This window comes from Cupriavidus sp. 05T41, assembly GCF_056396525.1.
In genome coordinates this window covers 50820-65027 of the sequence record NZ_JBFTLQ010000016.1, presented here as the reverse complement: position 1 = coordinate 65027, position 14208 = coordinate 50820, and the positions used below count along the sequence as shown (strand labels likewise).

Annotated in this window: 11 protein-coding genes; 5 read left to right on the top strand and 6 right to left on the bottom strand. The window is 68.9% G+C overall.

The features are described from left to right. Positions 1-41: 41 nt before the first annotated feature. Together zwf and AC1DKV_RS12405 are read right to left on the bottom strand one after the other, a co-directional pair. On the bottom strand, positions 42-1490 hold the full coding sequence (gene zwf, locus AC1DKV_RS12410; protein WP_441612257.1) for a glucose-6-phosphate dehydrogenase: 1449 nt from the start codon (positions 1488-1490) through the stop codon (positions 42-44). Between the two features lie 112 nt (positions 1491-1602). Continuing rightward, positions 1603-2400 carry a PaaX family transcriptional regulator gene (locus AC1DKV_RS12405; protein WP_441611815.1) on the bottom strand — a complete coding sequence of 266 codons (798 nt, stop codon included), beginning with the start codon at positions 2398-2400 and terminating at the stop codon, positions 1603-1605. Positions 2401-2600: 200 nt separating this feature from the next. Between AC1DKV_RS12405 and AC1DKV_RS12400 the strand changes: the two genes are divergently transcribed. The 4 genes from AC1DKV_RS12400 (at position 2601) to AC1DKV_RS12385 (ending at position 6343) form a co-directional block, all read left to right on the top strand. Next, positions 2601-3392, top strand: coding sequence for a crotonase/enoyl-CoA hydratase family protein (locus AC1DKV_RS12400; RefSeq protein WP_441611814.1), 792 nt, complete (start codon positions 2601-2603; stop codon positions 3390-3392). A gap of 85 nt (positions 3393-3477) precedes the next feature. After that, positions 3478-5025 carry a class I adenylate-forming enzyme family protein gene (locus AC1DKV_RS12395; RefSeq protein ID WP_441611813.1) on the top strand — a complete coding sequence of 516 codons (1548 nt, stop codon included), beginning with the start codon at positions 3478-3480 and terminating at the stop codon, positions 5023-5025. Positions 5026-5197: 172 nt separating this feature from the next. After that, on the top strand, positions 5198-5476 hold the full coding sequence (locus AC1DKV_RS12390; protein WP_441611812.1) for a type II toxin-antitoxin system HicA family toxin: 279 nt from the start codon (positions 5198-5200) through the stop codon (positions 5474-5476). Positions 5477-5587: 111 nt separating this feature from the next. Continuing rightward, on the top strand, positions 5588-6343 hold the full coding sequence (locus AC1DKV_RS12385) for a glutathione S-transferase N-terminal domain-containing protein (RefSeq protein ID WP_441612256.1): 756 nt from the start codon (positions 5588-5590) through the stop codon (positions 6341-6343). A 99-nt stretch (positions 6344-6442) separates the two neighbouring features. On the opposite strand, the gene fusA is transcribed toward AC1DKV_RS12385, so the two are convergent. Beyond that, the gene (gene fusA, locus AC1DKV_RS12380) at positions 6443-8476 is read right to left on the bottom strand and encodes an elongation factor G (RefSeq protein WP_441611811.1); all 2034 of its coding nucleotides are present in this window, start codon (positions 8474-8476) and stop codon (positions 6443-6445) included. Positions 8477-9137: 661 nt separating this feature from the next. Between fusA and edd the strand changes: the two genes are divergently transcribed. Beyond that, positions 9138-10964, top strand: a complete 1827-nt coding sequence (edd, locus tag AC1DKV_RS12375) for a phosphogluconate dehydratase (protein ID WP_441611810.1) — start codon at positions 9138-9140, stop codon at positions 10962-10964. A 35-nt stretch (positions 10965-10999) separates the two neighbouring features. Here edd and AC1DKV_RS12370 read toward each other — a convergent pair whose 3' ends face one another. From AC1DKV_RS12370 to AC1DKV_RS12360, 3 genes are all read right to left on the bottom strand, one after another. Next, a complete protein-coding gene (locus AC1DKV_RS12370; protein WP_441611809.1) occupies positions 11000-11884 on the bottom strand; it encodes a mechanosensitive ion channel family protein in 885 nt (294 codons plus the stop codon). 72 nt (positions 11885-11956) lie between these two features. Then, positions 11957-12451, bottom strand: a complete 495-nt coding sequence (locus AC1DKV_RS12365; RefSeq protein ID WP_441611808.1) for an asparagine synthase-related protein — start codon at positions 12449-12451, stop codon at positions 11957-11959. Between the two features lie 268 nt (positions 12452-12719). After that, entirely contained in the window at positions 12720-13973 is a 1254-nt protein-coding gene (locus AC1DKV_RS12360; protein ID WP_477137615.1) for an MFS transporter, read from the bottom strand. Positions 13974-14208: the final 235 nt, after the last annotated feature.

The following is a 14208-nucleotide window of genomic DNA, read 5'->3' as shown; positions in this document are numbered from 1 at the left end:
TATGGCCTATGGCCTGTGGCGCGTTGCGCATGGCGCCCGGCTCATACCTCTTCGTGCCAGAGCGAGCCGTCCCGCGACATCAGCGCCGACGATGCGGCCGGCCCCCAGGTACCCGCGGTATACGGCTTGGGCGGCACCGTGCTCTGCTGCCAGGTATCGAGGATGGGCTCGACCCAGCGCCAGGCCTGCGCCTGCTCGTCGCGCCGCACGAACAGGCCCAGCCGGCCGCGGATGACATCGAGCAGCAGGCGTTCGTAGGCGCCGGCACGGCGCACCTTGAAGGAGTTGGCGAAATCCAGGTCGAGCGAGGTGGGCGTGAGCGCCACGGTATCGCCGGGCTGCTTGACCAGGAAGTACAGGCGGATGCTCTCCTCGGGCTGCAGCCGGATCACCAGCCGGTTCTGCGGCGACAGCGTGAGCGGGCGCGGGAAGATCGCATGCGGCACATCGCGGAAGTGGATCACGATCTCCGCCACGCGCGACTGCATGCGCTTGCCGGTGCGCAGGTAGAACGGCACGCCGGCCCAGCGCCAGTTGGCGATCTCCGCCTTGATGGCGACGAAGGTCTCGGTGCGGCTGTCCGGCGCGATGCCTTTTTCATCCAGGTAGCCCGGCACCGGCTTGCCGCCCGCGGCGCCAGCGCGGTACTGGCCACGCACGGTCTTCTCGGACACGTCCTGCGGCAGGATGGGCCTGAGCGCCTTGAGGATCTTGATCTTCTCGTCGCGGATGCTGTCCTCGGACAGGCTGGTGGGCGGCTCCATGGCCACCATGCACAGCAGCTGCAGCAGGTGGTTCTGCACCATGTCGCGCAAGGCGCCGGTGTTGTCGTAGAAATCGCCGCGCGTCTCCACGCCAAGCTCCTCGGCGATGGTGATCTGCACGTCCTGCACCCATTCGCGGCGCCACAGCGGCTCGAACAGCGCGTTACCGAAGCGGATCGCCATCAGGTTCTGCACCGACTCCTTGCCGAGGTAGTGGTCGATCCGGTAGATCTGGTCTTCGGCGAAATACTGCGCCACCGCCGAGTTGATGGCGTCGGACGATTGCAGGTCATGCCCCAGCGGCTTCTCCAGCACGATGCGGACATTGGGGTGGTTGAGCCCCGTTCGCGCCAGTTGCTCGCAGATCGGCACGAAGATATGGGGACCGGTGGCCAGGTAGCAGACCACCACCTCGGGGGCGCGCTGCAGGACCATGCGCGCCAGCGCGTCGAAGTGTGCCGGCTCGCGCGCGTCGGCCTGCACGTAGGTGATGCGGGCCAGGAAGGCGTTCCAGGCTTCCGGCGGCGCGTGCTCGAGCCCCGGGCGCACGCTCTGCTCCAGCGAGCCGATGTAGTCCGCGGTGGTCAGCGGGTGGCTGCCCGTGGCGAGGATCCGGGCAGCGGGATGCAGCAGCCCCGCGCGGTGCGCATCGAACAGCGCGGGCAGCAGCTTGCGCCGCGCCAGGTCCCCGGTGCCGCCGAACAGCACCATGTCGAAATCGGGCATGCTCACCCTGTACTCCTTGTCGTGGCCAGCGTGGATGCGTCACCTTGGTCAGTGACACGATGCATCGCATCAGTTCCGGCAAGTTTAAGTGAGTCGCCGCCACTTGGCGAGGCTAGGCGCCGAGCAGCTCCACCCACAGCGCCCTGGCGTGGAGCTGGTAGGCGCGGGTGGCTTCGATCAGGTCGCGGCGCGGCGCCGGGTCCATGATGGCCTCGGGCAGCAGCGGATCGCGCACGATGGCACGGATGATGGCACGGCCCACCAGCATGCTTTCGCGCGCGCTGGCGTCGGGCTCCATGCGCGCGAGCTTGGCGCGGCTGCGCTCGAGCTGGGCGAGCGCGCGGCGGTAGGCCGCCTGCAGCGCCGGCACGTCCCACAACTGCAGCATGCGAGCGGTGGCGTCCTCGTCGAACTCGCGGCCCACGAACAGCAGGCTGGCGCTGGCCATGCCCAGCCTGCCCAGCGCCGCGCGCATCGCCGGGGCGCCACCGGCAAGGTTGTCCGGCCGCACATTGATGGCCGCCGCCAGGGACCGGAAGCCGCACAGCGCCAGCGCGCGCGCATGGTGGCGCCAGGCGGTCTTCTCGGCGCGCGCCACCGCGGCATCCTGCACCACCAGCCAGCCGCCGTTCCATTGCTCGAGCCGGCTCTCCTTCTCGAACCAGTTCTCGACTTCGTCGTAGACGGGGTTGCCCTCCGGCAGCACCGCGTAGCAGCCGCGCTCAGTCTTGACGATGCGGCCCTGGTGCTGCAGCCGCGTCAGCGCCACCCGCACGCTGGGCGTGCCGATGCCCATCACCTCGGCGCCGCGCGCCAGCGCGTGTACCGGCAAGGTGCGCTCCGGGTGGCCAAACAGCAGGTCGAGGACCAGGTCGGTGGCCGAAGGCTCGCGGATCTCTATTTCATGCATGGATGGGGGCGTGGGACAAATGGAAAGAGTGGGACGAGTGGGACGAATGAGGCGAGCGAACGGCCGGGGGTATACGATGAATATTTCTACACATGACATATATATATCATTTGCTGAAACATTTCGGCATCTGGACAAACACCTAAGCCGCCACTCTGACACATCTTCCGCCAACCGCACCTCACTGCCCAAGGACGCGCATGGATAGTACGCCCAACCCCTATGTCAGGACCGAGACCGACGGCCCGGTCTTCACCATCATTCTGGACCGCGCCGGCAAGCGCAACGCCGTGGACGGCCCCATGGCGCTGGCCCTGCGCGCGGCCTTCACGCAATTCGAGGCCGACCCGGCGCTGCGCGTGGCGGTGCTGTGGGGCGCCGGCGGGCATTTCTGCGGCGGCGCGGACCTGAGCGCGGTCGGCGATCCGGCGCGCCGCCACGAACTGGATCCGCAGGGCGGCGGCGCGGGGCCGATGGGTCCGAGCCGGATGGCCCTGTCCAAGCCGCTGATCGCCGCGGTCAGTGGCTACGCGGTGGCGGGCGGGCTGGAGCTGGCGCTGCTGGCGGACCTGCGCGTGGCCGAGCGCGACGCCGTATTCGGCGTGTTCTGCCGGCGCTGGGGCGTGCCGCTGATCGACGGCGGCACGGTGCGCCTGCCGCGCATCGTCGGCATGGGACGGGCGCTCGACATGATCCTCACCGGGCGCGCGGTGCCGGCCGACGAGGCGCTCGGCATGGGCCTGGCCAACCGCGTGGTGGAGACAGGCCAGGCGCGCGCCGCCGCCGAGGCGCTGGCACACGAGCTGGCAGCCTTCCCGCAGCGCTGCATGCTGACCGACCGCGCCTCCGCACTCAGCCAATGGGAGCTGCCGCTGGCCGACGCGCTGCGCGCCGAAGGGGCCAACGGCACGCCGATCGTGTTCGAGGAAGGTATACCCGGCGCCGCGCGCTTCGTCGGGGGCGCCGGACGGCACGGCAAGTTCGCGGGCTAGACGCGCGCGGCGCCCGCGCGAAAGCCCGGGCGTACCCGTTTCTGCGCAAAAAGATCCATGAAAACAACGAGGAAGAGACAAGCCCATGACCACCACCACGCTTGAACTGATCCGCCGCGGCGCGGCTCAGCACGGCCCGCGCACGGCCATTGTCTTCGGCGAACACAGCATGACGTATACGCAGGTAAACGCGCTCAGCGCGCAACTGGCCCATGCCCTGCGCGCGGCCGGCGCGGCGCCGGGCGAACGCGTCGCGCTGCTGCTCAACAATGGCTTGCACAGCGTCCCGCTCGACTTCGCCTGCGTCAAGGCTGCGGTAAACCGCGTGCCACTGAACGCGCGCCTGTCGCTGGCCGAGCACCTGCGCATGCTGCAGGACACCGGCTGCCGCATGCTGGTGTTCGGCGCCGACCTGGCCGAGCGCGCGCAGGCACTGCGCGATGCCCTGCCCGCCCTGGCGTGCCACGGCATCGGCACGGCCCTGGACGGTGGCACCGACCTGCTGGCGGCCGCGCGGGCGCAGCCCGCCACCGACCCCGACGTGCAGGTGGCCGAGGACGACATCATCCTCACGCTGTTTACCTCCGGCACCACTGGCACCCTCAAGGCCGCGCAGCACACGCAGGCGTCGTACGCGGCGATCTGCCGCAACGTGCTGCTCAACCTGCTGCCGGCCACGCCGGACGACACCATGCTGCACGCTGCCTCGCTGATCCACGCCAGCGGCGTGTTCGTGCTGCCGTTCTGGCTGCGCGGCGGCAAGACCGTGATCCTGCCCGGCTTCGAACCCGCCGCCTTCCTCGCCGCCATCGAGCGCGAGCGCGTCACCGCCATCAACCTGGTGCCCACCATGCTGCAGATGCTGGTATCGCTGCCGGCCATGGCGACGTGCAAGGTGGACGCGCTGCGCTACGTGATCTACGGGGCCTCTCCCATGCCGCGCCCGGTGATCGAGCGCGCCATGGCGCTGTGGGGCCGGCACCGCTTCTGGCAGTACTACGGCCAGACCGAGGTGCCGCTGTGCCTGGCCGTGCTGCGCCCCGAGGACCATCACGGCGAGCGCCTCGGTGCCTGCGGCCAGGTGGCGCCGGAAGTGGAACTGCGCCTGGTCGACGAGGCCGGCCACGACGTGCCGCGCGGCCAGCCCGGCGAGATCGCCGTGCGCGCACCGTCGGCCGTGGCCGGCTATCACGACGCGCCCGAACTCACCGCGCAGACCTTCCTGCCGCACGGCTGGGTGCGCACGCGCGATATCGGCGTGTTCGACGCGGACGGCTTCCTGCACCTGAAGGACCGCACCTCCGACATGATCGTCAGCGGCGGCTACAACGTATATCCGGGCGAAGTCGAGAACGCCTTGCTGACCCACCCCGCCGTGCGCGAGTGCGCCGTGATCGGGCTGCCCGACGAGAAATGGGTGGAAGCCGTCAGCGCGGTGGTGGTGCTGCATGCCGGCCACCCCGCCGGCGAGGCCCTGGCAGCAGAACTGGCTGGCCACGTGGCGGCGCGGCTGGCCGCGTACAAGAAGCCACGCCGCGTGCTGTTCGCCGCCGACCTGCCCAAGACCGCGGTCGGCAAGATGAACCGGCGCGAACTGCGCGATCGCTACCGCGCGGCCGGCGGCGCCGCCTAGGGCTCGCCGTCGCCGCCGCGCTGCTTGCCGCCCCGCCCGGCTTTGGTCGGCGCCGCGCGGCAAGCAGCATTGAACACGGAGATGCCGGATACGTCGCCTGGCGTAACGCGAGCGCCAAGCGATCCGCTCTTGTATGCTACGGCTATTGCCGCCGATGCCGATCGAGCCCGCTATGAGCCATAAATCCCGGAGCCTGCTGCAGTCGATCTTCAGCCACCCGCTCAGCAACAATATCCACTGGCGCGAGGTCGAATCGCTCCTGCAGCAGCTCGGCGCCAAAGTGGAGCCCATCCAGGGCGCGCGTTTCCGGGTGGTGCTCAACGAGCACGAGTTCTACCTGCATCATCCGCATCACGGCAATGTCTGCGCCAAGCAGGAAATCAAGCATCTGCGCGATTGCCTGACGGCCGCGGGCGTCAGCCCGCCCGGCGACGACGACAAGGCCAGATAGGCGCAGTCCCCGCGTCGTCATGCCGTGCGCAATGCGCAGCGCGTTGCGCCGTCGCCCTTTCAGCCAACCGGATTCTCCATGACAGACCTGTCCGCTCCTTTTTCCCCCTCCATGTCCCCTCCCGTGTCCGCTTCGTTGTCCGCTTCTTTGTCCGCTTCTTTGTCCGCTTCTTTGTCCACCTTCCCGATCACCGGAAAATGGCCCGCGCAGCATCCCGAGCGCATCCAGCTCTACTCCCTGCCCACGCCCAACGGTGTGAAGATCTCCATCATGCTGGAGGAAACCGGCCTGCCGTACGAGCCGCATCTGGTGCGCTTCGATATCAGCGACCAGACCTCGCCTGAGTTCCTCTCGCTCAGCCCGAACAACAAGATCCCCGCGATCATCGATCCCAACGGCCCGGACGGCAAGCCGCTCGGCCTGTTCGAATCGGGCGCGATCCTGCTCTACCTGGCCGACAAGAGCGGCAAGCTGATCCCGCAGGATGCGGCCGGCCGCTACGAGACCATCCAGTGGCTGATGTTCCAGATGGGCGGCATCGGCCCGATGTTCGGCCAGCTCGGCTTTTTCAACAAATTCGCCGGCAAGGATTACGAAGACAAGCGCCCGCGCGACCGCTACGTGGCCGAGGCCAAGCGCCTGCTGGCCGTGCTCGAGGCACGCCTGACGGGCCGCGCCTGGATCATGGGCGCCGAATACACCATCGCGGACATCGCCACCTTCCCGTGGGTGCGCAACCTGATCGGCTTCTACGAGGCTGGCGAACTGGTGGGCATCGAGGACTTCCCGCAAGTCACGCGCGCGCTGGACACCTTCCTGGCGCGGCCAGCAGTGGCCAGGGGCCTGAATATCCCCAAGCGCGACTGAGGCGCCGCAAGCAGGACCAGCCCGCCAGACGCGGGCACAGGTAAAAAAGCCCGCACCGGCGCGACGCCGGGCGGGCTTTTTCTCATCTGGCGAAGCGCGCTACGCAACCGACTCCACCACCTTGGCACGCGCCGGCGCGTAGTGATCGAACTGCATGCCGAAGCTGGCACGTCCCGAACTCAGCGCACGCAGGCTGCCGATATAACCGAACATGCCGGCCAGCGGCACATGCGCCTCGATCACCGATGCGCCACCCGCCCGCTGCGATTGCCCGCGCACGACGCCGCGGCGGCGGTGCAGATCCCCGATCACATCGCCCACATGATCGACCGGCGTGATGACTTCGACCGCCATGAGCGGCTCCAGCACCACGGGTGCCGCGGCGCGCGCGGCTTCGCGCAGCGCCGCGGCGGCAGCGGTCTCGAACGCCAGCGCCGAGGAATCGCGCTCGTGATAGCTGCCGTCGAGCAGGACCGCCTTGAAATCCACCAGCGCATGGCCCGCCAGCACGCCCTGCGCGGCGGCGCGGCGGATGCCGGCTTCCACCGCCGGCACGTATTCGCGCGGCACCGCGCCGCCTGAGATGCGGCTCTCGAACTGCAGGCCTTCGCCGCGCGGCAGCGGCTCGATGCGCAGCAGCACTTCCGCGTACTGGCCCGGCCCGCCGCTTTGCTTGCGGTGCAGATGGCGCGCCTCGGCAACGCGCGTGAGTGTCTCGCGATACGCCACCTGCGGGCGGCCCACCGTCACCTCCACGTGAAAGCGCGTGCGCAGTTTCTCCAGCGTGACCTCGAGCTGCAGCTCGCCCATGCCAGACAGCAGCGTCTGCCCGCTCTCCGGATCCTGCCGCAGACGCAGGCTCGGGTCCTCCTGCACCAGCGCCTGCAAGCCGCGTGCGAGGCCGGCCTGGTCGGCATGGGTGCGCGGCTCGATGGCGACGTCGATCACCGGCTCGGGCGCGTCGATGGTCTCGAGCACCACGGGATGCGCGGGGTCGGCCAGGGTGTCGCCGGTGACGGTGGCCTTGAGGCCCGCGATTGCCACGATATCGCCAGCCACGGCGACGCCGCGCTCCTGCTTGCAGCCGGCATGCATCTCGTACAAGCGCGCCACGCGCTCGTGCTTGCCACTGCGGGCATTGAGCACGGTGTCGCCGGCGGCAAGCCGCCCGCGGTAGATGCGCGCGAACGTGAGCGTGCCGTGCGCGTCGTGCACCACCTTGAAGGCGAGCGCCACCAGCGGCCCGGCGGGGTCCGCGCAGAGATCGGGGCGTGCCACGTCCTGCGGCGCGGGCAGGTAGCCGGTCACGGCATCGAGCAGCGGTTCCACGCCTTTGTTCTTGAAGGCGGAACCAGCCAGCACCGGCACGCCGGCGCCGGCCACGGTGACGCGGCGGATGGCCGCGCGCAGCGCCACCTCGTCCGGCTCGCGGCCGGCGAGATAGTCTTCCAGCATGGCCTCGTCGTGCTCGGCCAGCGTCTCCAGCAAGCGCTGGCGCCAGGCCGTGGCCTGCTGCGCGATTCCGGCCGGCACGGGCTGCGTGGCGTACACCTGCGTGCCGTTGCCGTCGGGCCAGAGCAGCGCCTGCATGGCGACGAGATCGACCACGCCCGCGAACGCGGCTTCGCTGCCGATGGGCAATTGCAGCACCAGCGGCACCGCGCCCAGGCGCGCCTCGATCATGCCCACCACGCGCAGGAAGTCCGCGCCGGTGCGGTCGAGCTTGTTGACGAAGGCGAGGCGCGGCACGCGGTAGCGGTCGGCCAGGCGCCAGTTGGTCTCGGTCTGCGGCTCCACGCCGGCCACGCCGTCGAACACCACCACGGCGCCGTCGAGCACGCGCAGCGAACGGTTCACCTCGATACTGAAATCGATGTGGCCGGGCGTATCGATCAGGTTGATGCGGTGGCCGCGCCAGGCCACCGAAGTGGCGGCGCTGTTGATGGTGATGCCGCGCGCCTGCTCCTGCGGGTCGAAGTCCATGGCGGCGGCGCCGTCGTGCACTTCGCCGAGCCGGTGGCTGGCGCCGGTGTAGAACAGGATGCGTTCGGAGGTGGTGGTCTTGCCCGCGTCCACGTGGGCGATGATGCCGATGTTCCTGACGTTGTCGTTCCTGGGTTCCTTGCGTTCCATGATGGGCTGCCTGTGCAAAAACACCCTGGCGGGTGCGTGCCTGCCAGGGTGCTTCTGGTGTCCCCGGGCAGGCGGTCCGTGCGATGCCCCGGGACTGCGCATGGCAGCCAGGGGGCTATGGAATCGCTTGCGGAACGGCGCCGGCATGCCGCATGCGGCACGCAATGACATCGACGGCTGCGACAACCGGCGCCGCTACCAAGCCAAGGGACGAGCGCAAGCTCCCGTTCCCTTGGCCGGAGTGAATCGTGGCGATCAGCTTGTCGTAGGTACGCATGGCGCATCAGATGGTGGTGAACTGCAAAAACAAAACCCCGGAAGACCTGCGGGGCCGTCCGGGGTTGGCGATGTTCTTGCTTCGTCGTTTCCCGGAATGGCTTCTGTGCCTTCCGGGCGCGACGCTCGGAAGACTAGACGTGAAAGGCCAGCAGCACGCGATCACCGTAAGGTGCCACGGCAAACGCTGCAAACGCTGCGAATGCGGCATATGCGGCGGTGCGTCGGGCTGCTTGCTTCATGTCGTCTGAACTCCGGAGAATGGAGCGCAGTCTAGCACTTGTCGGCGCCACGTGCAGGACGCGATGCATGCGTGCATCCCCCGACAAAGTGCACTACGCTGAAAAACGCAGGCTGACAACGATACCCCACGCAGGAGATCCCCATGCCAAGCCATCCAGTCCTGGAACGGGTCACCGCCCGCATCGTCGAGCGCAGCGCCGGCACCCGGCAAGCCTACCTGGCGCGCACGCACGCCATGGCGGGACAGAAAGTGGAACGCGCGAACCTGTCCTGTACCAACCTGGCGCACGGCATGGCTGCCATGCCGGAGCAGGCCAAGATCCGCCTGAAGGCGCAGGAGCGGCCGAATCTCGCCATCGTCTCGTCCTACAACGACATGCTGTCCGCGCACCAGCCACTGGCGGAATATCCGCAGTGGCTCAAGGAAGCCGCGCTGGAGGCGGGCGGCACCGCGCAGTTCGCCGGCGGGACGCCTGCCATGTGCGATGGCGTGACGCAGGGCCAGGACGGCATGGACCTGTCGCTGTTCTCGCGCGACGTGATCGCGATGTCCACGGCGGTGGCGCTGTCGCACCAGATGTTCGACGGCGCGCTGTACCTGGGCGTGTGCGACAAGATCGTGCCGGGACTGGTGATGGGTGCGCTGTCCTTCGGTCACCTGCCTGCCATCTTCGTGCCGGGCGGGCCCATGACCACCGGCATCGGCAACGAGGAAAAGGCGCGCATCCGCCAGCAGTACGCCGAGGGCAAGATCGGCCGCGCGGAACTGCTCGAAGCGGAGAGCAAGTCTTACCACGGCCCCGGCACCTGCACCTTCTACGGCACCGCCAACTCCAACCAGATGCTGATGGAGATGATGGGCCTGCATCTGCCCGGCACCGCCTTCGTCAATCCCAACACGCCGCTGCGCGAAGCGCTCACGCGCGAATCCGCGCGCCAGGCCCTGCGCCTGGTGCATGGTGGCGAACGCTATACGCCGGTGGCGGACGTGCTCGACGAGCACGCCTTCGTCAACGGCATCGTGGGGCTGCTGGCCACCGGCGGCTCCACCAACCACACGCTGCACCTCATCGCGATGGCACGTATCGCGGGCATCGTGCTGGGCTGGGACGATTTCGCCGAACTGTCGGAAGTGGTGCCGCTGCTGGCGCGCGTGTATCCGAACGGCAGCGCGGACGTGAACCAGTTCCAGGCGGCGGGCGGCCTGCCCGTGGTGATCCGCGGCCTGCTGGAACTCGGCCTGCTGCATGACGACGTGACCACCGTGGTGGGCAAGGGCCTGGCCGACTACACGCGCGAACCGGTATTGCGCGACGGCAAACTGACGTGGATCGACGGGCCGGCCGCACCGCTGGACGACGCCATCGTGCGTCCCGCCGCGCAGCCCTTCGCGCCGGAGGGCGGCATCAAGCTGCTCGACGGCAATATCGGCCGCGCCGTGCTCAAGATCTCCGCCGTCAAGCCCGAGCACCATGTCGTGCTGGCGCCGGCGCTGGTCTTTCACACGCAGGATGCACTGATCGCGGCGTTCAAGCGCGGCGAGCTGGAGCGCGACTTCGTCGCGGTGCTGCCATGGCAGGGGCCGGCCGCCTGCGGCATGCCCGAGCTGCACAAGCTCACACCCACGCTGACCGTGCTGCAGGATCGCGGCTTTCACGTGGCGCTGGTGACGGACGGGCGCATGTCGGGCGCATCGGGCAAGGTGCCGGCCGCCATCCATGTCTGCCCCGAGGCGCTGAACGGCGGCGGCATCGCGCGCGTGCGCGACGGCGACCCGATGCGCGTGGACGCGCATGCCGGCGTGCTGACGGTGATGGTGCCGCAGGCGCAATGGGACGCGCGCGACATCACGCCGCCGGATCTCTCCGCCAACCGGCACGGTGTGGGCCGCGACCTGTTCAGCGGCTTCCGCAGGCACGTGAGCACGGCCGAGGAAGGCGCTTGCTCTTTGCTGGCCGACGAGGGCTGAGTGCTGCGGCGCTGCGGGTCGCGTGAAGATGCGCGTCAGCTCAGGCGCTGCGCAGCGCCGGGGGCGACAGGCCCGGAGCGTTGCGCATCGTCGGGCACGCGCACTTCCTGCACCGGCACGGCGATCGGGCAGCCGGCGGCTTCGAGCACCGGCTTGATGCGCTGGTAGAAACCGAAGCGCACGCTCCAGTAGTTGTCGGCGCGGGTCCAGCAGCGCACGTTGAGCGTGACGCCCTGCGCGGCGTAGTTGACCACCATGACTTCGGCGGCAGGATCGGGCAGCAGGCGCTTTTCCGTGGCAAGCATGGCGCGCAGCGCGTCGAGCGCGGCCTGGATGTCGGCGCCGAAGGTGACGGTGACTTCGATATCCAGCCGGCGCGTGGGGTTCTCGCTGTAGTTGGTGATGGCGCTGCCCCAGATCTTGCCGTTGGGCACGCGCAGGCAAACCCCGTCGGACGTGGTCAGCTCGGTCATGAACAAGCCGGTCTCGCGCACCGTGCCGGCCACGCCCTGCGCGTCGATGTACTGGCCCACGCGGAACGGCCGCAGCAACACCAGCATGATGCCGGCCGCGATGTTCTGCAGCGTGCCCTGCAGCGCCAGGCCGATGGCCAGGCCGGCCGCGCCGAGCATGGCGATGATGCTGGCGGTCTGCACGCCGAATTGCGACAGCACCAGCACCACGGTGATCACGCGCACGACCCATTGCGTGACGCTGGCCAGCATGGGACGCAGCGTGGCGTCCACGCGCGGCCGGTCGAATGCGCGCAGCACGGCAGAACGGGCGCGCCCGGAAAACCACCAGCCCAGCACCAGGATCAGCACGGCGGCAATGCAGTTCAGGCCCTGCTGCACGATCAGCTGCGCAAGGTAGGCCCAGGCCGCTTCCAGCTTGTGGGGCTCGATGAAGTTGAGGTTCATGGCAATCGGCTCCGGAGAGTAAACGTAAACGCGGGAATGACTGAAAAAAAGGAAAGAACTGAGCGCGACGGCTCAGGACGAGCGATCTTCGCGATGGCGATGCATCCGTTCGCCCGCATCGGGCAGCGGCGCTGCGCGCGGACTGGCCCGGATCGGGCTGGTGCGAGAAGCCGGCCGCCGAGCCTGTGTGGCGCTGGCGGTCTTCCGGCAAGGTGGGGCCGCTCTGAATATAGACGGTGGGCAGCTCCGCGAGAGGCACGGGCACGGGCAGACGGGTGCGCTCGTCGCCATGCGATGCACCTGCGCCGAAGCAAAGCAGCGCGGTACGCACATCGTGCCCGGCGCGGGGATCGGCATCTTCTCGCGGTGGGTGCCGAAATGACTGGCCACGAGGTCCGGGTATTGGGACGCGTCACCGGCTTCGCCGCCCACCGATTCGAAGCCGATTGCATGGGTGCGCAGGCCGGGCGTACCCGTTTCTGCGTGCAGGCCGGTGATCCGGCTCGAGTCCACGCCGCCCGAAGGCAGCATGCCCACCGGCACATCGGCCACGGTGCGGCGGCGCACGGCTGCGCATGGCAGCGCGCAGCCAGCAGCGCCGCCAGCGTGGCGGCAAAGCGCAGGCGCCGAAGCGGCACCAGCCCTTGCGTGGCAAGGCCTGGCGGCGAATCGAAGAAATTTGCCGATGTGCCGATCGGGGTGTTTTGGCTTCGGCGTTGCGGCCGCGGGGCGCGGCGCGCAGGGCACGCAGAAACGGGTACGCTTTCGCGCTTTGGCGTCCGCAAGGGAATGCCGGCAGGGCAGGAGCGCCGTGCCGGGACAACCATGGCGGCGCTCAGGCCGTGACGGGATGATCGTGCAGGCGGTCGCGTTCGGCCAGCGACGGGAACAGGCGCATCCACACCGCCACCACCACCAGCGTGCCGATGCCGCCCAGCAGCACCGCGCCCACCGGCCCCAGCAATGCCGCAGTAACGCCGGACTCGAATTCCCCGAGCTGGTTTGACGCGCCGATGAAGACCGAGTTGACCGCGCCCACGCGCCCTCGCATGTCGTCGGGCGTGTCGAGCTGGACCAGGGTGGAGCGCACCACCACGCTGATCATGTCGGAGGCGCCGAGCATGACCAGCGCCGCCATCGACAGCGGCAGCCAGCGCGAGATGCCGAACACCATGGTGGCCACGCCGAACACGGCCACCGCGCCGAACATGATGCGGCCCACGCGGCGGTTCATCGGGTGGTGCGCCAGCCACAGCGCCGTGGCCAGCGCGCCGATGGCGGGCGACGAACGCAGCAGGCCGAGGCCCCACGGGCCGGTGTGCAGTATGCCGCGCGCGTAGATGGGCAGCAGCGCGGTGGCGCCGCCCAGCAGCACGGCGAACAGGTCCAGCGAGATCGCCCCCAGCAGTACCGGCCGGCCACGGATATAGGCGATGCCCGCGAACAGCGTGGAAAGGCTGACCGGCGTGGTGACGCGCTGCGCGATCTGGCGCAGCTTGATCGCGCTTACCAGGCAGGCCGCCACCGCGAACAGCGTGGCGCTGATGGCATAGACCACGCCGGGGCCGGCCACGTAGGCGAATCCGCCCAGCGCCGGGCCAATGATGATGGCGGTCTGCACCGCCGAACTGGACATCGCCACCGCGCGCGGCAGCAGGCGCGGCGTGACCACGCTGGGCAGCAGCGCCTGCAGCGTGGGGGTCTCGAAGGCGCGCGTGGCGCCTATCAGGGCGACGAACACGAAGATATGCTCGCGCGCGATCCAGCCCTTGAGGCTGGCCAGCGCCATCGAGGCGGCGATCAGCGCTTCGAGCGTCTGGCAGGTGCGCACGATCAGGCGCCGGTCGAAGCGGTCCGCCACGTGGCCGGACATCAGCAGCAGGATCACCGAGGGCAGGAACTGCACCAGGCCCACCATGCCGAGCATGAAGGGATCCCGCGTGAGGTCGTAGATCTGCCAGCCCACCGCCACCGTGAAGATCTGGTAGCCGATGGTGGTGCACAGGCGGGCAAACCAGAACAGCCGGAACGAAGGATCGCGGAAGACGGAGTCCGGCTCGGCGGCCGGAACGGAGGCAGGGGTCGACATGGATGGCGGCAAGGACGGGACAGTTGGCGCGGCACATGGCGCGCCGCACTCGGCGAAACACAAGAAAAGCGCCTTACGCTGCCCTTTTGCTCACATCGGGACTTCCGATCGGGGCTAATGCTTGATTCCACAAGTATCGGATTCTATCCGAGCGAGGGCGCGCCCGCCGACGCTGGCGGCAACTTCCATGTATCAACTTTGATGCAATGTCACCACAGAGCCGAAAAATGAAGTG

Excerpts from the sequence above, each read along its gene's own strand:
- zwf (WP_441612257.1), bottom strand. The coding sequence starts at position 1,490 with ATGCCCGATTTCGACATGGTGCTGTTCGGCGGCACCGGGGACCTGGCG.
- AC1DKV_RS12405 (WP_441611815.1), bottom strand. The coding sequence starts at position 2,400 with ATGCATGAAATAGAGATCCGCGAGCCTTCGGCCACCGACCTGGTCCTC.
- AC1DKV_RS12400 (WP_441611814.1), top strand. The coding sequence starts at position 2,601 with ATGGATAGTACGCCCAACCCCTATGTCAGGACCGAGACCGACGGCCCG.
- AC1DKV_RS12395 (WP_441611813.1), top strand. The coding sequence starts at position 3,478 with ATGACCACCACCACGCTTGAACTGATCCGCCGCGGCGCGGCTCAGCAC.
- AC1DKV_RS12390 (WP_441611812.1), top strand. The coding sequence starts at position 5,198 with ATGAGCCATAAATCCCGGAGCCTGCTGCAGTCGATCTTCAGCCACCCG.
- AC1DKV_RS12385 (WP_441612256.1), top strand. The coding sequence starts at position 5,588 with ATGTCCCCTCCCGTGTCCGCTTCGTTGTCCGCTTCTTTGTCCGCTTCT.
- fusA (WP_441611811.1), bottom strand. The coding sequence starts at position 8,476 with ATGGAACGCAAGGAACCCAGGAACGACAACGTCAGGAACATCGGCATC.
- edd (WP_441611810.1), top strand. The coding sequence starts at position 9,138 with ATGCCAAGCCATCCAGTCCTGGAACGGGTCACCGCCCGCATCGTCGAG.
- AC1DKV_RS12370 (WP_441611809.1), bottom strand. The coding sequence starts at position 11,884 with ATGAACCTCAACTTCATCGAGCCCCACAAGCTGGAAGCGGCCTGGGCC.
- AC1DKV_RS12360 (WP_477137615.1), bottom strand. The coding sequence starts at position 13,973 with ATGTCGACCCCTGCCTCCGTTCCGGCCGCCGAGCCGGACTCCGTCTTC.